This is a genomic window from Sphingopyxis sp. EU05-FHT14B03, from assembly GCF_058790875.1.
The window spans coordinates 1,032,839-1,050,105 of record NZ_JBYTDC010000001.1 but is presented as its reverse complement, the minus strand read 5'-3'; the positions used below and the strand labels follow the sequence as shown (position 1 = coordinate 1,050,105).

Genomic DNA, 17,267 nt, shown 5'->3' with positions numbered 1-17,267 from the left:
CCCCCTCCTGCCTTCAGCGCTTGCGCTTCGCCGCCTTGTCGGCGACAGTCGCGCGATCGGGGGAAGGAACGCGCGTGCAGGCGGTCGACGACGACAAGGCGCTGGGAATGAAGGTGATGAAGCTGTCGCGCATGCTGCGGCTGCGCTTCGACCGGCGTGTCCAGCCGTTGGGGCTGACGCGCGCGCAGTGGCAGACGATCGCCTGCGTGCGGCGGCGCCCCGGCGCGACGCAGCGACAGGTCGCCGAACTGCTGGAGGTCGGCGAGGTGACCGTGGGCCGATCGATCGACAAGCTGGTCGAGGCGGGGCTGGTCGAACGGCGCTCCGATCCAGCCGACCGGCGCGCGCACCGTATCTGGCTGACCCCCACGATCGAGCCGCTGATCGGCGAACTGACGCGGATCGGAGCGGCGGAGGAAGCCGCGGCGCTGGCAGGCTTCGACGCGCAGGAGCAGGCGCGGCTCCACGCGATGCTCGACCGCATCACCGCCAATTTGGGCGGCGACGCGGTCGAAGCCGTGACCTGCAAGCCGGAGCGACGTTGAGAGGGGAGGGCCCTCCGGCGACGCAGGTCCGGATTATTTCTGCTTGAGCGCTTCCGACTTGCTGAGCGTCGTGACCAGCTTGCCGTTGACGATGCTGAGCGTGCTCGCCGGGATGCGAACGGTCTCGCGGTTGACGATCGCGAGGAGGTTGCCCGACGCCTGAACCTTGTAGACCTTGCCGACGATGCGGGCGCTGGTGTCGCGCAGGACTTCGCCTTCCTTCGGCGCGCGTTCGAGCGCGGTGGTCGCTTCGGCCGGCGGCGTAGCGGTTTCGACGGCGAGGGCGGGCGTGGCGACGGCGAGAAGCGCAATGGTGACGAACATACGCATGGGAATGACCTTTCGACTATATACTAAGTCATATTAGTATATGCTAGTTTAGTGTGCAACGCACAAAAAACTGCCCGCCGCGAAAGCGCGGCTTTGCCGCCGCCGGTGCCATAGGGTGTGAAGCCCAAGCGGATGCCCGCCGTGTCAGGACGCGGTGGCGATACGAACCGGTGCCGGGGTAAAGGCGCGGACGCGATTGCGTCCGGCGCGCTTGGCTTCGTAGAGCGCCTGGTCGGCGTCGCGCATCAGCTGCGACAGGCCGGCGCCGGGCACGGCGACCGCCAGCCCGATGCTTGTCGTCGGCGGCGTCGCGCCGGGGAGGCAGGGCTGGCACGCGATAGTCATGCCGGTGCGAACCGCCTCGGCCAGCGCGCGTGCCGTCTCGATCCCGCTGCCGGGCAGCAAGAGGGCGAATTCCTCGCCGCCGATGCGGCCGGCGATCGTCCCGGCAGGGCCGGCCGCGCGAAGATGGGCGCCGAAGGCGGCGATGATCGCATCGCCAGCGGCATGACCGTGATTGTCGTTGACCGCCTTGAAATGGTCGATGTCGGCGATGAGCAGCGCGGCGGGCCGCCCCTGGTCGGCGCAGGCGCGCACCGCGGCGCCCGCCTCCGCCTCGAACCCGCGCCGGTTGAGCAGGCCCGAAAGCTGGTCGCCGTCGGCCTGTTCGCGCAGTTCGGCCATCAGGTCGATCGCCACCGCAACCATCAGCGTGATTGCCGACAGCACCGAGCAGATCGCCTGGGTGAACTGGACGGTGGTCCAATAGACCGACTGCTGGAAGCCGACATAATTGGCGATGTCGCCGGTGACGCCGAGGACGAGCAACGGTCGCAGCGTGTAGTTGAGCGCCCAGACGATGCCGAGCCAGCAGAAGATATGGTCGACGATGTGCCGTTTGGGCAAGCGGCGCAGGCAGACGGGAATCATCAGCGCGATCAGTCCGAGCGCGAAGCTGATCGCATAGATGCGCCCGACGATGCTGGGATCGACGAGCAGGAACCAGAGGAAGATGGTCATCGACACGGTGCAGATGACCGCCATCGTGCGGCGCGGCACGGCGACGCGATAATGGGCGATGATCGCGCCAACGAGCAGGCAACCGGCGAGGAGATAGCCGAAATTGGCGGGAATCCGCTGCAACTCCATCGGCAGCACCGGGCCAAGATCCTGGATCAGGAAGGCGGCGGCGGTGATCGCATGGCCGGCGGCGGCGGCGAGGAGGTAGCGATATTCGCGGCGGTAGAGCCAGAGCAGCAGGAAGGCGCCCGCCAGCAACAGGCCGATGCCCGGATTGAGCAGGGAAATGAAAAACTGACCCGACAAACGCTTACTGCCTCTCGCACGCAGCGTAACAAGAACAGGGATAATAAGCCGTTACGAGCGCAGTGGGAAAGTGACGAAGCGGTGAACCGTTGACGCCGTCAGGCGCTGCCGCGCACCGCGAGGCGGACCGGGACGCGCGTGCCGTCGCGGACATGCTCGTCATCCTCGAGCGCCATCGCGACGAGCGCCTCACCGGCGGCCTCGAGATCGGGTTCGAGCGTGGTGAGCGCGGGATCGGCGAGGGTGCCGGCGCGGATGCCGTCGAAGCCGATCAGCGCGACATCCTCGGGCACGCGGCGCCCGATTTCCTTGAGGCCCTGGAGCACGCCGAGCGCGAGCATGTCGCTAGCGGCGAAGATCGCGTCGGTGTCGGGATGCGCGGCGAGCAAGGCATGTGCGGCGGCGACGCCTTGGGCATGGCGGTCGGCGGCGGGCGCGGCCGCCCAGACGACCGGGTCGATATCATGCGCGGCGAGTGCGGCGGTGAAGCCTTCGCGCCGTTCGTCGAACTGGCGCTGCGCCGAATCGGCGGGGCCGATGAACGCGGCGCGGCGGCGGCCGGTCGCGATCAGATGTTCGGCAGCGATCCGCCCGCCGGCGTCATTGTCGCTGCGCATCCAGTGGAAGGGATCGCCCGGGCTGCCCCAGCAGACGAAGTCGAGCCCCGAGGCCTGCGCCGCGCCGAAATAATCCCACGCCGCGTCGTTGCTGGTGGTGCCGATGACGATCATCGCATCGGCGAGCCCCGAGGCGACGAAATCGGCGCGGAAATTGGCGGGGCTTTCCTGGAAGCTGACGAGCAGGTTGAAGCGGCGCGCCGAAGTCGCCTCGGCGATGCTGCCTAGCAGCGCGAAGTAGAAAGGGTTGATCGCGCTGCGATCCTCGCCGGGGCGGCAGATGGTCACGAGCGCGATCGTCTCGCTGCTTTTCAGGCGCAGGCTGGAGGCGTGGCGGTCGACGACATAGCCGAGTTCGCGCGCGGCCGCCGAAACGCGGGCGCGGGTTTCGGCATTGACCCCGGGGCTGCCGCGCAGCGCGCGCGACACGGTCGATTGCGACACGCCCGCGCGCTCGGCGACGTCGAACGATGTCGGGCGCAGCATTTTTCCGGTCATTTCGGCCTCTTCCCCTCTGCCGCGTCTGTCGCGCGGGCGACGGGCGCTGTCAATCGGCGAGCGGCCACCGTCGGGCGCGGACCCAGTCGACGAGGCGGACGTCGCCGGGCGAGTCGGCATGGATACGTGCGCGCAGCGCATCGTCGAGGGTGACGCGGCGCGCGACCACTTCGCCTTGCGACGGGTGCGAGGCGGGGAGCTCGATCGAACGTCCGGCGGCGCGATAATGGTTCCAGTCGGCGGGGATGCCCATGGCGGCCGACAGGAAGTCGAGCCCCTCGTTCCAGCGATCGGTGGTGGTGGCGAACCAGCACAGCTCCAGCAGCCGCTGCGCCATCGCAAGCTGCTGTTCGGGATCGGCGGGAAGGTCGGCGCCATAGAGGCGCTGGGCGAAGAAGCGCACCATATAGTCCGACTGTTCGGGGCGGTACCAGTTCATATACCAATCGTCGAAATCGTCGGGGGCGTGGCCGCGGCTCCAGCGGAAATTATAGAGCGAGACGCAGCGTTCGGCAGGGTCGCGGACGACGGTGACATAGCGCGGCTCGCGCAGCCCGGGGACGAGGCGGTGGATGCCGTAATCGAGCTGGTGCCCCGCGAGGATTTCGGCGCGGGTACGCTCCTCGGCCGGGCGGTCGGCGAATTCGGGCCGGCTCTGTTCCTTACGATAGCGGCGGCCCCAGTTGGAAAATTCGACCAGCTGCTCGTCCATGGCGAAATGGCGTTCGAGATGCGCCTTCAGCGTCGTGCCGCCGCATTTGGGGACGTGGAGGAAGATCCACAGGGGGCGGCGCGGGGCGTCGGTCATGCCCCGATCCTGTCGTAGCCGAAGCCGTCGAGCAAGCCGCGGTGATCGTCGAAGACCCGATTGAGATCAGCCAATTGCGCCGGGCCGAGCCGGGCGACCTGATCGACGTTCATGTCGCGCAGGGGTTCGTGGTAGCGGCCCTTCACTGGAAGCGAGCGGTCGAGTTCGAGGTCGGCGAAGGCCGGGACGAGGCCGGCGATGCGGGTCGCGACGGCGGCGGGGGTGCGGCACATCTCCTCATAGGTGAAGACGGTCGCGCGGTCGCCGAGCGCGGTGCGGTTGGCGGCCTGCGCGGCGAACGCGGCGACGATGTGGCGCGCGGCGGTGGTTGCGAGGCTGTCGCCCGGCGCCACCGGACCGGCTTCGGCGTCGCGGCGGATGATGCCTTCGGCGACGGCATAGGGGTTGCGGACCATGATCAGGAAAGCGGCGTCGGGAAACGCCGCCGCGAGCCGGTCGGCGATGAGCAGGAAGGGCGGCGCGGCGACGACCAGCGTTTCGGCGTCGGCATGGCGCGCGCGGGCGTGAAAATGCCAGGCGCGGCGGGTGCGGCCCCAGTCGTAAGCGGCGGGGTCGCGGAAGGTCGCGATCGCCGCCGGCGTGGCCGCCCACAGCAGGCGGGTGCCGGTGCCGCGCGAACTGGGGCCATGGAACCCCGTCACATGCTGGCCCTCGCGCGGCAGCGACCAGGCGCGGGCGCATTGGCCAAGCGCGGCGGCGAGAAAGGTCGAGCCGCTGTTGTTGGGGGCGAGCAGGAAGAGGTGGCGCCTTATCGCGCCTTCGCCGCCGCCTATCATGGCCGCGCCCGCAGCCAGGCGGCGCGCGCCGCAGCCCACAGGCGGACGGCGGCGGCATATTCGGGGTCGCGCGCGATCGCGGCGGCGTGGCGGTCGGGGCGCCAGGGTTTGGCGCCGCCGTTGAAGTGGAGGACGCGGGCGTCGGCGAGCGGCACCGGTTCGTGCGCGAAGCTGGCGGCGCGGTGGCCGATCATCAGGTTGAACGCGGTGCCGGCGAGTGCGACACGATCGCGCAGCAGCAGGTTCCACACCGCCTGGTCGGTGTGCTGCGAGGCGATGCGCGCCCAGCCGGCGGGATCGAGCAGCGGCCAGAGCGCGGCGGCGACGCCGGGGCCGGCGGCGACGGGGTCGTAGACGAGCAGCCCGGCGTTGAAGCTGGCGGACGCGGTTTCGCCGGCGGTGACCTCGGCCAGAGAGTCGGCGTCGCGGACATTGCCGCGCAGCATCGCGGCATCGGGGCAGGCGACGAGCGCGGCGTCGCTGTCCAGCAGCGGCGCGATATCGCCGCGGAACAGCAGGTCGCTGTCGGCGAAGAGCAGCCTGCCGGTCGCCGGCAGGAGCAGGGTTTCGAGGCTGAGGAAACGGTCGCGGCGCGCTGCGAGATGCGGGTGCGCGACGGTGAGCGTATTGATCGCGTCGGCGAGCGGCGGGCTCGCCGTGCGGCAGAGGAGGCGCGGGAAGGACGCGGCGAGCGCGGCCTGGTCGGCGTCGGTCAGGCGGCTGTGAAGGACAAGGATGTCGCCCGTGAACCAGCGATTATGCGCGAGGAAGCTCGCGAGCATCACTTCGGTGCCGATGCGGAAATCGGGCGAGGAGACGGTGACGAGCGTCGTTGCGGTCATGGCGCGGCGGCCGGATCGTAACCGAAGAGCGCGAAGTCGCGGGCATAATAGTGGCGGATGAGATCGGCGAGTTCGGCGTCGAGCGCGGCGTCCGCCCGATCGGGCGAGACATTGACCGCCTCGAGCGGCGGCAGCGGGGCGCCGAGGGCGGCCGACAGCCTTGCCATCTCGGCCGCCAGGTCTTCGTGGCGGAGGAGCAGCGTGGTGCGGACACGGCCTTCGTCGTCGCAGACGAACTCCTGCTGCGGGCGGAGCAGGATATGCGCGCGGCGCGCGGGATCGGTAAGCGCCGCCTTCATCGTGCCGAGCGGGTCGCGGGCCATCGCGTCGCCGTTCCGCCAGGCGAAGCGGGCATAGGAAAGGAAGCGGTCGAAGGGCGAGCGGACGACCGCGAAGCTGGTGAGGCCGTCCCACTGGCCGGGGAGCAGGAAGGGCGCGACGTCGCGATAGCCGAGGTGACCGTGGCCGATCGCGGCGAGCGGCGCGACGGGGAAATAGCGCTTGTCGAACAGGGTGCATTGTTCCCAGTCGTTCGCCGCGAGCAGCGGGCGCAGCGCGGTGCGCAGCGCATGGCCGGCGGTCTTCGGGATCGCGACGAAGGCGAAGCGGCGGCTGAACGACAGGATCATGGGGTGTCGAGGAACTGGAGCGCGAGGCGCAGCGCCGGGTCGCGGCCCGAGTGGGTCCGGCGCGCGTGTTCGACGCGTTTGCGCAGCCGGTCCATGTCGATGTAGCGCGCGCGGGCGGGCGGGGTGTCGCTCGCAAGGATGCGGTCGCCGATCAGCACCATGGTTTCGCCGAGCGCCTTGTCGATCCAGGCGACGCGCAGCGGCTCGGTCTTGCTGTTGTTGAGGCGCACGACGTCGGGGAGCAGGCCGTCGCTGGCCTCCTTGATCAGCCAGCGCCGCATTGCGCCGCGACGGAACATGCGCGGCGGCAGGCTGTAGATGAACTCGAGCAGGCGGCGGTCGAGCAGCGGGAAACGATAGTCGATACCGCGTGTCGCGCCGCTGATCGCCCAGTCCTCGAGCCGCCCCGTCGTCGCGCTGTAGCGGAGCAGCGTATGCTGGGTGCGGCGGACGCCGAACTCGCGCGTCACCTTCATCGGGAGCAGGCGGGCGCGGCGGACGAAGGCGGGATCGGCCAGGCTGTGCCCCGCGAACGCGCGCCAGCGCAGCGGCAGCTGCGGGCGAAAGGTCCGCACGGTGCGGCGCGCGGCGTGATAGATGGTGCGCAGCCCCGCCCTGACCCCGGGCCGGCCCGCGTCGCGATAGAGCGTCACCCAGCGACCGGTGGCAAAGAGCCAGGGATGATAGCCGCGGCCGTTGTACGAGGCGGCTTCGTCGCCGCCCCAGCCCGACAGGATGACCTCGACATCGCGCGCCGCGGCGTCGCGCTGGATCGCCGCCTCGTGGAGCAGGTTGCGGATGTCGGGGCCGCGGGTCCAGTCCTGCGTGAACAGCGCCGCCATCTCGTCGGTCGAGAGGGTGGGGGCATACAGCTGAAGGCCGAGACGGGCGCGGATCGCCTCGCTCCAGCCGGGTTCGCTGTCGGGGGCGGCGTCGGGATCGACGATATGCCAGCTGTAGCCCGGCGGATCGGCGAGGCTGCGGGCGCGCAGTTCGGGTGTCGCGACCGCGGCGATGAGCGAACTATCGAGCCCGCCGCTGAGATGCACCGCGAACCGCGTGGCGCCCGCGAGGCGATCGGTCACCGCCTGCTCGACGAACTGCCGATAGCGCGCGATGGTCGCGGCGTCGTCGGCGCGGTCGTCGACGGCGATCTTTTCGGGGTTCCACCAACGGTCGAGGCGCGCGTCGCCGCCCACCAAAAACAGGCGGTGGCCGGGTTCGAGGCGGCGGACCGCGCGCTGGAAACTGCGACCCATCGGCTGGAACTTGCGATGGATGAGGATCGAGGCGATGAAATCCTCGTCGAGGTCGTCGGGCACGCCGGGGAGCGCGAGCAGCGCTGCGGGGTCGCTGGCAAAAGCGAGGCAGTCGCCGGTTAGCGCATAGAAAAAGGGGCGGGCGCCGACATGGTCGCGCGCGGCGAAGCTGGTGCCGCTGTCCCGATCGTGCAGCACGAAGGCGTAATCGCCATAGAGGAACAGCGGGCAGTCGGCCCCCCAGCGGCGCCAGGCGGCAGCGATCAGCGCGGCGGCGGAGGTATTGGCGGGCGGCGCGAGATCGGCGAGCGCGGCACGCAGGTCAGCCTGGCCGTCGATCCGCGCGTCGGCGACGACGATGAGGTCGTCGGCGATATGCAGTGCGTCGATGGATCGCGCCTGTTTCGCGGTCGCGAGCGCGGCGAAGCTCGCCGCTGCGAGGCTGTTGGCGACACTGGCCGCCCCGAGCGCGGCCCGAACCACGGCGCTATCGGCGATGGAGGGTGCGGCGGACGCCGAACGATCGATGATGCCACAGAAGCGATGCACGGCCGATAGTCGATCCCGTCAGGACGCGGGGGCGCCGGCGCCGATCGTGCCGCCGTCGCACGAAAGCGTCAAGCGCACAGACAAATTAACGCGCAAGCAATTTGGCCCCGCGATGCAGGGCCAAACCACTATTTCCATCTCTGAACTGGAGTGGCGCGAATCAGGACGCGTCGTAGAAGGTATCGTCCGGATCGGGGCTGGGGCCGCCGCCACCGCCACGCGTACGCGCCGCCGGCACGACCGAGCGCAGTTCCGGCTTTTGCCAATCCTTGCGCGGCACATGCTTTTCCACGGTCTTGGTCATCAGAATCCCCCCTATTTGATATCGGTCCCACCGTTCGCCCGCAGATGCTTTTCACTGACTGGCGATTTACTTGGCCATGATGAGACAAAAATGCTGACCAGTCAAGGTAAACGGCCCGTCTACCAATGGTTTAGGAGGGACGCAGCGTGACCAGCCCCTTGCCGGCAAGTTCTTGGACGAATCCAATGGTTTCGGTACGACAAGTCCCGGGTTCGACGTCATATTCGGCGACCAGCGAATCGCAGATGGTGTCGAGCGTCGCCGGCGAATCGAGCAAGGCCCAGATCCGTCCGCCGACCGAGTCGACGTCGAAATAATTGCCGCTGTCGATGTCCATCATCATCAGCCCGTCGTCGAAGTCGTTGAAGAGTATCGACGGATTGCGCGTGATCAAGGTGTTGCCGGTTAGTGCGACCGTCATGTCCTGCCCCCCAAAATCCCCGCAGATGCGATAGCGAGCGCCGCCGCCACGCGTCAAGCCATTGACGCGGGAAGATAATCGAGCGCCGCCATCTGGCCGCGATGATCGGCGACGATATGCGTGACCTGGGCGGCGGTCAGCGCCGAGCGCCATTCGCCGGCGCGCCCGGCGCGAAAGAAGTTGGGCATGTTGGCGGGCTTTTCGGAAAAGCCCTCGATCGCCTCACGATCGCGCAGCCGGTCGAAACGACTCGCGGCGACCGCAGCGGCAATCGCGGCGGGCGCAGCATCGAGGCCCGCGGCGGCGGCGGCGCGCGCAAGCGCGGCTGCGGGGTCGGTCAGCATATCCTCGTAACGCAGCAGGCAGAGCGGGATCGCATCCTGCTGTGTCCAGCCCGCGACATGGTCGCTCCACCGGCCGAGATGGACGGGCAGGAAATCGCTGATCCGGTCGGGCCACCGGTTGAGTGTCGAATCGGCGTCGGCCATCCGTGTGATCGTCGTGTCGACATCCTGCTGGTTATGGTGTGCGAAGGAGAGGGCGACGTCGAGCGGATTGCGAACGATGTAGATTGCGGCGCGGCTGGCGTCGGCGGGAAAGAGCGCGGTGTCGCCCGGCCCCAGCGCATATTGGTCGTGCGTCTTAACGAAGAAGGGCGCGGCATTCTCCGCCGCCATCTGGCGGTGGAGCAGCGCGCGATAGGGTAAGAGTTCGGCGGGTTTCATCTCCGCCGAGGAAATGGCGCAGGCGTCGTCGAGCGCGTGGCGGTCGCCGCCCTCGGGCGCCCCGGCGAGCGCATTGACCGAGACATCATCGCCCGGCGCGGCGAGCAGGTGGGTGAGCATCGCGCGCAGCCAGGTGTTGCCCGATTTGGGATAGGAAGCGAGCCAGACGATCGAGCAGGGCATGACGCGCTATGGCGTCGGCTGAAGCGCGGGGGCGAGGCCGAAATATTCGATCACCGCATCGGCCATGCCCGCCGGCGTCGCACCGGTCGCGGGGCGTCCGATCGCGACCATGTCGATCGACCCGGCGAGCTTTACCACCGCGTCGAAGCCCCAGGGCTGGAGCCCGAGGCCGCGCAGGAATTTCTTGCGATGGACGTAGCGGGCGAGCGCTTCGACCCGGTTGCCCATCAGCACGGGGCGCGTCAGGACGCCGGTTCCGCTGTGCGATTGAAGCAGCACCACCGCGCGCACCGGCATCGGGTCTTTGCGAAAGCGGTCGACCGCGACATAATATTTTTCGATATCCTCGCGAACCTGGATCTTGTCGTCGTCGTCACGGTCGAGCAGCGACAGGCTGTCGGTCCACAGCCGCATCGCGGGAAAGGCGGGGATCGCGGTCGCGCCGGCATCGTCGACGGTGACCCCGGTGACATCGTCGGCGAGCATCGTGCAGCCCGCCGCCATCAGCCCACCGAGCAGCGTCGACTTGCCCGCGCCCGAGCGCCCGATGACGAGGATCGCGCCGCTGTCGCTGGCGATCGAGCAGGCGTGCATCGGCAGGATGCGGCGCTGCATCAGCAGCGCAGAAATGCCGGTGCCGAGGATGATCGAGACGAGCGCGGCGTCGGTCGCCCCGGCTTCGCGGTCGACGGTGATCGACGTGCCGCCGGCGATCAGCAGCCGGCCGATGCCAAAGGCGTGAAACAGGATTTCGCCCGGTTCGGCGCGCCAGTTGCGAAAATGCATCGCCTCGGCCAGCCGGTCGTCGGCGATCGAACCGAGGCGGATGTCGACCGCGACCGGTGCCGCGGGATCGCCGGGCAGCAAGTGCGGCAGCGCGAGGTCGGAGCGCAGCGTGAAGCCGTAGTGGCGGTAAAAATGACCCCGTGTCATGCGGTCGTCGCGGCTTCGGCCCCGGCCCCCAATGGCGCCGGCGCGGCGCGGTCGAACACTTCGAAGATGAAGTGGATACGGTCGGCGTCGCCTTCGTTCACCCCGCCGTGCGACGCGATATTGTTGACCTCCCACGCATGGCCGAGGCCGAGATGGTGGCGGTTCGGGCCGCTGAGAAAAAAGGCCCCCGGATTGGTGATCAGCGGCACATGGATCTTGTGGGTGCGCAGGTTCGACCCGGCGCCGTCACGGTGGAGGTCGATTTTCTGCCCGGCCTGGAGCCGCGCGAGCATCGCCTTTGGAAAGGCGGGATCGGCGAAACCATAGGGCCGGATCGCCGCGTCCATCACCGGCTGGAGCAGCGGCCGCCAGACCATCCATGCCGGATTGTCATAATGGTCTTCGGGTTCGCGATTGCCCGGGGTGAAACGGAAGATGATGTGGCGCGTGTGGTGGAAGACCTCGAAGTCATTTTCCTTGCGCGCATCCTCGCCGGCCCAGGCGCGTTCCGAAATCGCGGCGACACGTGCAGCGAGCGCGGTCGCGTCGACCGGGCCGAGGTCGCGGACATTGGCAGGCTTTGTGACGATGACGGCCATGGGATGAAAATTGCCCCCGCAATTGCCGGGTCGTTCTGGCGCGCGTTGCGCCCCGCGACAAGGGTAAAGTCACCCCGATTTCGCTTTGGGACACAGATGCTTCGCGCCGCAGGGCCGCATTGAACCTTTGGCGCGCGCTAGCTAAGATCGTGGCGGTGCCGGTGGGGATGCGGCCGGACCCGGGGGAGTGTTTCGATGGCGGATCAGGATCAGGGGCAAATGACCCGCGAGGTTGGCGCTCTGTCGCCATCCGGCGACGTCGACGCCGCGCCGCCATCGCTGGCCGCGCTGGTCGCCCCGTTGAGCGTCGGCGAATTCCTCGAGGGATATTGGAACCGCGCGTTTCGCGCCTGGCCGGGGCAGGCGGGGCGCTTTGCGGCGCTGATCGGCTGGGACGAGATCAACCATATCCTGGCGACGCAGCGGCTGGAGCCGCCGCGCCTGCAACTGGTCAAAACCGGGAAAAACGTGCCGGCCGAAAAATTCGTCGATATGGTAGGGCCGAACCGCCGCCTCGATGCCGGCGCGGTCACCGCGCAGTTGGCGCAGGGCGCGACCTTGGTCTTGAGCTTCGTCGACGAGATGGTGGCGCGGATCGGTGCGCTCGCCGACCGGATGGCGGACGAACTCGGCGTGCGTTGCAACGTCAACCTGTATGCGGGGTGGCGCGCCGACCATGGGTTCGACCTGCATTGGGACCATCATGACGTCATCATCCTGCAGGTCGCGGGACGCAAGCATTGGCGGGTCCAGCGGCCGACGCGCGACCACCCGGCGCGCGGCGAGACCGTGCCGCCGCCCGCGGAGGGCGATGATCCAGTCCATGACGCGATATTGGAAGAGGGCGCGATCCTCTATATCCCGCGCGGCTGGTGGCATGTCGCGACCCCGGTCGACGAGCCGAGCCTGCACCTGACGATCGCGCTGTCGCCGCCGACGGGGCAGGATTATCTGCGCTGGCTGGTCGGCAAGGCGACCGGATCGCCGCTGTTCCGTGCCGACTGGCCGGCGGCGCGCGGCGCCGAGGCGACCGCAGCCTATTGGCGAGACCTGGGCGAAGCGATGCAGGCGCTGCACGCCGCGCATCCGCCCGAAGCCTTTCTGGCCGAGCAGCGCGCGGCGCCGGTGGCGCGCCCGGTCTTCACCCTGCCGCAGTTCGCGGCGGGCAAGATGGCGCGGATCGGCGGCGACAGCCGGCTGCGCCCCGCGAGCCGGCGCGCCTTCGCGGCGGTTCGCGATGCGGTGAGCGGCGACCATGGGATCGAGATCGGCGAGCACTTCTTTCCGTGCAGCGTGGCGGTCGGTGCGGTGCTCGGGCGGCTGTCGAGCGACGGCGATGTTGCCTTCGACGCGCTCGCCGCCGGGCTGGACGACGCCGCGCGGCGCGAACTCGAGCAATTGCTGATCCGGCTCAATGCGGCGGGATATTTGTTCGTCGACCTCGGCGCATGACCGGGCGGATCGCCTTTGCGCGGCGCAAGCTGGCGAGCGCGTGGCGGCTGGGCGGGCGGCGCGGGTTGCTGGTCGCCGAGGCGAGTATATTGCTGCTCGGCGCGCGGATCGCGGTTGCGACGCTGCCCTTTCGCCGCGTCGCACGCTGGCTCGGTACGCCGGTTTCGCCGGGCGCGCTGGTACCGCCGGCGCCGCGCGAACGCCCCGACGATGCCGCGATGATGGTGAGCTGGGCGGTGCGCTTTGCCGCCGGGCGCCTGCCCGTCGAGGCGGTGTGCCTGCCGCAGGCGATCGCGGCGCGCGCGATGCTGAAGCGCCGGGGGATCGCGGCGACGCTGCACCTGGGGGTGTGGCGCGACCACCGCGAGGCGGTGAAGATCGATCCCGATACGCCGCCCGCCCATGCATGGCTCGACGCGTCGGGGCAAAGAATCGCCGGTTATCCGGTCGATCCGGCGCTGATCGAGGTGGCGGCCTTTGTCTGAACCCGTGGCTCCGATCCGGCCGCGCGCGCTGCTCGCCGCGATGCTGGCGAGCGCCGACCGGCGCCAGCTGGTCGTGGTGATGGCCCTGATGATCGCCGCGGCGCTGACCGAGGGGGTCGGCATCATGATGCTGGTGCCGATGCTGGCGCTGGTCGACGCCGGCGGCATGCGCGCGCCGGGGCGGGTCGGCGAGCTGCTGCACGGCCTGGTCGGCACGGTGTCGCTGGGGCAGGTGGTGCTGGTCTTCCTCGCGCTGCTGTTGCTGCGCGCTTATGTCAAACATGCGCAGACGATGAAGGCGCTCGAGCTGCAGCACATGCTGGTAGACCGGATGCGCGAGAGCCTGTTCGCGGGGCTGGTGTCGGCCGAGTGGCGCTGGCTGGCGACGCGGCGCGCATCCGACCATGCCAGCCTGTTGATCACCGACATCGGGCGGATCGGGGCGGCGTTCCAGCAGTTGATGACGCTGGCGGCGACGCTGGTGACCGCGATCGCCTATCTGGCGGCGGCCTATCTGCTGTCCTGGCAGGTGGCCCTGGTGGCGACGCTGGGCGGGGCGCTGATCCTGTTCGGTTTTGCCGGACACCGGCGCCGCGCGGTGCAACTCGGGCGCTTGCTCGGCGGCGCGAACAAGGGGTTGCAGGCCGAGATCGTCGAAGGGTTCGACGGGGTGCGGATCACCAAGATGCTGGGCGGCGAGGCGCGCCAGCGCGCGCGCTTTGCCTCAGTGCTCAGGACGCTGCGCGGGCAGCAGATCGATTATGCGGCAAGCGCGAGCCACGGGCGCACCGCGCTGCAACTGGGCGGCGGGGCGTTGCTGGCGGCGCTCGTCTATGTCGGGTTGGCGGTCTTGAAACTGCCGCTGGCGGCGATGCTGCCGATCTTGCTGGTCTTTGCGCGGCTGGTGCCGATGCTGGGGGTGATCCAGCAAAGCTGGCACAGCTGGCTGCACGCCGCGGCGGCGATGGCCGAGACCGAGGCGCTGCGCCGCGAGACGGCGTCGGTGGCGGAAGCCGGCGCGCCCGCCGATGCGCCGCCGCTGGCGCTGGCGCGCGCGGTGACGCTGCGCGGCGCGGGTTTCACCTATGCCGGGCGCGAAGGCGCCGCGTTGCACGAGATCGACCTGGTGCTGCCGGCGCGCACGACGACGGCGATCGTCGGGCCTTCGGGCGCTGGCAAGAGCAGCCTGGCCGACATCCTGATGGGGCTGCTGTCGCCCGACACGGGCGAAATGCGCGTCGATGATGTCGTCATCGCGGGGGCGACGCGACAATTGTGGCGGCGGTCGGTCGCTTATGTCCAGCAGCAGCCCTTCCTGCTCGGCGGCAGTATCCGCGACAATCTGTTGTGGGCGGCGCCGGAAGCCGACGAGGCGGCGTTGCGCGCGGCGCTGGCGAAAGCGTCGGCCGATTTCGTCTTTGCGCTGCCGCGGGGGATCGACACGGTGGTCGGCGATCGCGGGCAAACATTGTCGGGCGGCGAGCGCCAGCGGATCGCGCTGGCCCGCGCGTTGTTGCTGTCGCCCGAACTGCTGGTGCTCGACGAGCCGACAAGCGCGCTCGACCCCGCGAACGAGGCGGCGATCCGCAAGGCGATCGCTGGACTGCACGGCGCGGTGACGCTGGTGATCATCGGGCACCGACAGGTCATGCTCGACCTGGCCGACCAGTTGGTACGGATCGAGGACGGGCGGATCGTACCCCGGGCGGAGGCGGCCGAATGACGGCGCGCGGGGGGCTGGCGCGGCTGTTGCTCGACATGCTCGCCGATGTGCGCGGCGCCGACCGCGCGATGCTCGCGGCGCTGTCCGACGCCGAATGGGAGGTGATCGGCGACATGGCGAAACAGCACCGGCTGGCGTCGCTGCTCCACCGCCAGATGGCGGGGCGCGGGAGCGACTGGCCGGTGCCCGAGACGCTGAAGGCGCGCTGGGCGCGCGGATGGCTGGCGGCGGCGGCGCGGGCGCTGGCGATGCAGCAGGCGCTGGGCGAGGTGGGGGCGCTGGCCGGGCGTGAGGGGCTGGACTATGCGGCGCTGAAGGGCGCCTGGCTTGCCTGGCAGGCCTATCCGCAGCCGGCGCTGCGCCCGATGCGCGACATTGACCTGCTGCTCGGCGAGGCGGATGCGGTGCGCCTGTACGCGGCGATGATCGCGGCCGGGGCGGTGCCGGGGCCGGTTTCGCATACGCCGATCGACTATGCGCGCGCGCATCACAAGCATCTGCCGCCACTGCACTGGGGGCCGCAAAAGGTGGCGTTCGAACTGCACTGGCGGCTGACCAACCCGGTCCCCGGTGAGGATCGCGACGCGGTCGCGGCGACGACGGCGGGGCTGCTGGCGCGGGGGGGGCGGGCGAAAGCCGGGCCGGTCGAGATCGCCTATCTCGATCCGACCGACACCCTGCTGCATCTGGTCGTCCATGCGGCCTATGGCCGCCAGCCGTTCGACACCGGGCCGCAGGTGCTGTGCGACCTCGCCGCCGCGATCGACACGGCGGCGATCGACTGGCCGCGCTTCTGGGCCGACGCGGCGGCGCAGGGACGGACGGGTGGCGCGCGGTTGCTGTTCGCGCTGATGGCGAAATATATGGGGGCGCGGGTGGTCGATGATCCCGATCCGGTGCCGCTGCCCGAGCGGCTGGTCGCGGCGGCCGAGGCGCTGATGCTGCAGGACATGGGCGCGCGCGCCGAGCGCGGTTTCGCGACGCAGATCGCCGAGGCGGAGGGCAAGCGCGGCAAGGCGGCCTTTGCCTGGGGCCGCGCCTTTCCGCCGCGGCATATCGTCGCGCACTATGCGGGCGTGCCGGTCGACAGCTGGCGTGTGTGGCCCGCTTATCCGCTGCGTATGGCCGATCATGGCTGGCGCTGGCTGGTCCAGCGCGGCGGCGACGCGATGGACGCCGAGGTCGCCGACATGCGCGCGATGCGGCGCTGGCTGGGTACGGGCGGCTAGAGCCCGTCGAGCGCGAGCAGCGCGAAGCTCGCGAGCCAATGTTCGCCCATATAGTCGCCGGTGACGTGCGGGAGCGCGGCGTCGAGATGCTGTTGGGCGGCGGCTTCAGCGGCGGGACTGACGGGGTGCGCGGGGCCGAGCGCGCTCGCAATCGCGCGCCAGCACCAGGCGCGGCTGAGATTGAGGCCGTCGAGATGCGCGATCTTGCCGTCGCTGCGATCGGAGACGGTGGCGGGGGTGAACAACGTCGCGGGCTGCTGCCCGGCGGCGCGGGGCAGGAAGGCGTCGAACCATGCGGCGAAATCATCGCCAAGGACGACCGACATCATATGCGCTTCGGTGAGTGCGGGGGAAAGGAATTCGTCGCCGCCGGGTTCCCATGCCTGACAGTTGCGGTCGCCACCGAACCAGTCGCGGGCGCGGGTGTCGATCAGGGCGACGAGATCGGCGTCGCGGGCTTCGGCCCAGTGGCGCGCGAGGAGCAACGCAAAGCTAATGTTGAAATGGGTGCCGACGCGCAGCGGATAGGTGAGCTTGGGCAGGAAGGCGTGGAAGCGCTGCGCGAAGGCGAGCGCGAGCGGTGCGAGCGCGGCGGCCCAGGGGGCGTCGTGACGTTCGGCCTCGGCGTGGAGCGCGAGGAGCCAGGCCCAGCCGTAGGGACGTTCGAAGCCGGTCGCGGTGGCGCGCGCGAGATAGACGAGTTCACCCGCGACCTTGTCGGGCACGAGCATCGCATCGGCGCGGGCGCGGATGTCGGCGGCGATCGGAAGATCGGGGAAGCGGCGCGCGAGGCGGAGGATCTGCCACCAGCCGTGGACGCAGCTGTGCCAGTCGAAGCTGCCGTGGAAGATCGGATGGAAATCGCGCGGGGGCCGGGCGTCCTCGGGGCCGGCAAGGACATGGTCCATCTTGTACGGATATTCGCGGCCGAGGTGCGACAGGGTGGCGGTCGCGAAGCGGGCGGCGTGGTCGGGGGTGAGGTGCATGCGATCCTCTTATCCGTTTGCATCGAG

At 69.6% G+C, this 17,267-nt stretch carries 19 protein-coding genes; 5 read left to right on the top strand and 14 right to left on the bottom strand.

Annotated elements, in window-relative coordinates; translation table 11 throughout:
• Positions 1 to 74 precede the first annotated feature (74 nt).
• Positions 75 to 545 (top strand): MarR family winged helix-turn-helix transcriptional regulator, encoded by a 471-nt coding sequence (locus tag AC3WS4_RS05155; RefSeq protein ID WP_492736015.1) that lies wholly within the window; start codon positions 75 to 77, stop codon positions 543 to 545.
• A 33-nt stretch (positions 546 to 578) separates the two neighbouring features.
• Here AC3WS4_RS05155 and AC3WS4_RS05150 read toward each other — a convergent pair whose 3' ends face one another.
• From AC3WS4_RS05150 to AC3WS4_RS05090, 13 genes are all read right to left on the bottom strand, one after another.
• Positions 579 to 875 carry a hypothetical protein gene (locus AC3WS4_RS05150; protein ID WP_187139020.1) on the bottom strand — a complete coding sequence of 99 codons (297 nt, stop codon included), beginning with the start codon at positions 873 to 875 and terminating at the stop codon, positions 579 to 581.
• Between the two features lie 144 nt (positions 876 to 1,019).
• Positions 1,020 to 2,201 (bottom strand): GGDEF domain-containing protein, encoded by a 1,182-nt coding sequence (locus AC3WS4_RS05145; RefSeq protein WP_492736017.1) that lies wholly within the window; start codon positions 2,199 to 2,201, stop codon positions 1,020 to 1,022.
• Between the two features lie 98 nt (positions 2,202 to 2,299).
• A complete protein-coding gene (locus AC3WS4_RS05140; protein WP_492736019.1) occupies positions 2,300 to 3,316 on the bottom strand; it encodes a LacI family DNA-binding transcriptional regulator in 1,017 nt (338 codons plus the stop codon).
• Between the two features lie 49 nt (positions 3,317 to 3,365).
• Positions 3,366 to 4,124 (bottom strand): sulfotransferase family 2 domain-containing protein, encoded by a 759-nt coding sequence (locus AC3WS4_RS05135; RefSeq protein ID WP_492736021.1) that lies wholly within the window; start codon positions 4,122 to 4,124, stop codon positions 3,366 to 3,368.
• Entirely contained in the window at positions 4,121 to 4,921 is an 801-nt protein-coding gene (locus AC3WS4_RS05130) for a sulfotransferase (RefSeq protein ID WP_492736023.1), read from the bottom strand. The genes AC3WS4_RS05135 and AC3WS4_RS05130 overlap by 4 nt, the downstream gene beginning before the upstream one ends.
• A complete protein-coding gene (locus AC3WS4_RS05125; protein WP_492736025.1) occupies positions 4,918 to 5,763 on the bottom strand; it encodes a glycosyltransferase in 846 nt (281 codons plus the stop codon). The genes AC3WS4_RS05130 and AC3WS4_RS05125 overlap by 4 nt, the downstream gene beginning before the upstream one ends.
• The gene (locus AC3WS4_RS05120; protein ID WP_492736027.1) at positions 5,760 to 6,392 is read right to left on the bottom strand and encodes a sulfotransferase family 2 domain-containing protein; all 633 of its coding nucleotides are present in this window, start codon (positions 6,390 to 6,392) and stop codon (positions 5,760 to 5,762) included. Before AC3WS4_RS05120 ends, AC3WS4_RS05125 begins: the two co-directional genes overlap by 4 nt.
• Entirely contained in the window at positions 6,389 to 8,134 is a 1,746-nt protein-coding gene (locus AC3WS4_RS05115) for an asparagine synthetase B family protein (RefSeq protein WP_492742651.1), read from the bottom strand. Before AC3WS4_RS05115 ends, AC3WS4_RS05120 begins: the two co-directional genes overlap by 4 nt.
• A gap of 226 nt (positions 8,135 to 8,360) precedes the next feature.
• A complete protein-coding gene (locus tag AC3WS4_RS05110) occupies positions 8,361 to 8,504 on the bottom strand; it encodes a hypothetical protein (protein WP_156377568.1) in 144 nt (47 codons plus the stop codon).
• Positions 8,505 to 8,634: 130 nt separating this feature from the next.
• Entirely contained in the window at positions 8,635 to 8,925 is a 291-nt protein-coding gene (locus tag AC3WS4_RS05105; protein ID WP_492736031.1) for a PqqD family peptide modification chaperone, read from the bottom strand.
• Positions 8,926 to 8,978: 53 nt separating this feature from the next.
• Entirely contained in the window at positions 8,979 to 9,833 is an 855-nt protein-coding gene (locus tag AC3WS4_RS05100) for a sulfotransferase domain-containing protein (RefSeq protein ID WP_187139012.1), read from the bottom strand.
• Between the two features lie 6 nt (positions 9,834 to 9,839).
• The gene (locus tag AC3WS4_RS05095; RefSeq protein WP_492736033.1) at positions 9,840 to 10,766 is read right to left on the bottom strand and encodes a hypothetical protein; all 927 of its coding nucleotides are present in this window, start codon (positions 10,764 to 10,766) and stop codon (positions 9,840 to 9,842) included.
• Positions 10,763 to 11,365: an aspartyl/asparaginyl beta-hydroxylase domain-containing protein gene (locus AC3WS4_RS05090; protein WP_187139010.1), complete on the bottom strand. Its 603-nt coding sequence runs from the start codon at positions 11,363 to 11,365 to the stop codon at positions 10,763 to 10,765. Before AC3WS4_RS05090 ends, AC3WS4_RS05095 begins: the two co-directional genes overlap by 4 nt.
• A 195-nt stretch (positions 11,366 to 11,560) precedes the next feature.
• Between AC3WS4_RS05090 and AC3WS4_RS05085 the strand changes: the two genes are divergently transcribed.
• The 4 genes from AC3WS4_RS05085 to AC3WS4_RS05070 are packed head-to-tail and all read left to right on the top strand — an operon-like array spanning position 11,561 to position 16,254.
• A complete protein-coding gene (locus AC3WS4_RS05085) occupies positions 11,561 to 12,817 on the top strand; it encodes a cupin domain-containing protein (protein WP_492736035.1) in 1,257 nt (418 codons plus the stop codon).
• Positions 12,814 to 13,302, top strand: coding sequence for a lasso peptide biosynthesis B2 protein (locus AC3WS4_RS05080; protein ID WP_492736037.1), 489 nt, complete (start codon positions 12,814 to 12,816; stop codon positions 13,300 to 13,302). Before AC3WS4_RS05085 ends, AC3WS4_RS05080 begins: the two co-directional genes overlap by 4 nt.
• A complete protein-coding gene (locus AC3WS4_RS05075) occupies positions 13,295 to 15,025 on the top strand; it encodes an ATP-binding cassette domain-containing protein (protein WP_492736039.1) in 1,731 nt (576 codons plus the stop codon). Before AC3WS4_RS05080 ends, AC3WS4_RS05075 begins: the two co-directional genes overlap by 8 nt.
• A complete protein-coding gene (locus AC3WS4_RS05070; protein ID WP_492736040.1) occupies positions 15,022 to 16,254 on the top strand; it encodes a nucleotidyltransferase family protein in 1,233 nt (410 codons plus the stop codon). Before AC3WS4_RS05075 ends, AC3WS4_RS05070 begins: the two co-directional genes overlap by 4 nt.
• Here the strand turns inward: AC3WS4_RS05070 and AC3WS4_RS05065 are convergent.
• Complete coding sequence (locus AC3WS4_RS05065) at positions 16,251 to 17,240, bottom strand: DUF2891 domain-containing protein (protein WP_492736042.1); 990 nt, start codon at positions 17,238 to 17,240, stop codon at positions 16,251 to 16,253. The genes AC3WS4_RS05070 and AC3WS4_RS05065 overlap by 4 nt on opposite strands.
• Positions 17,241 to 17,267: the final 27 nt, after the last annotated feature.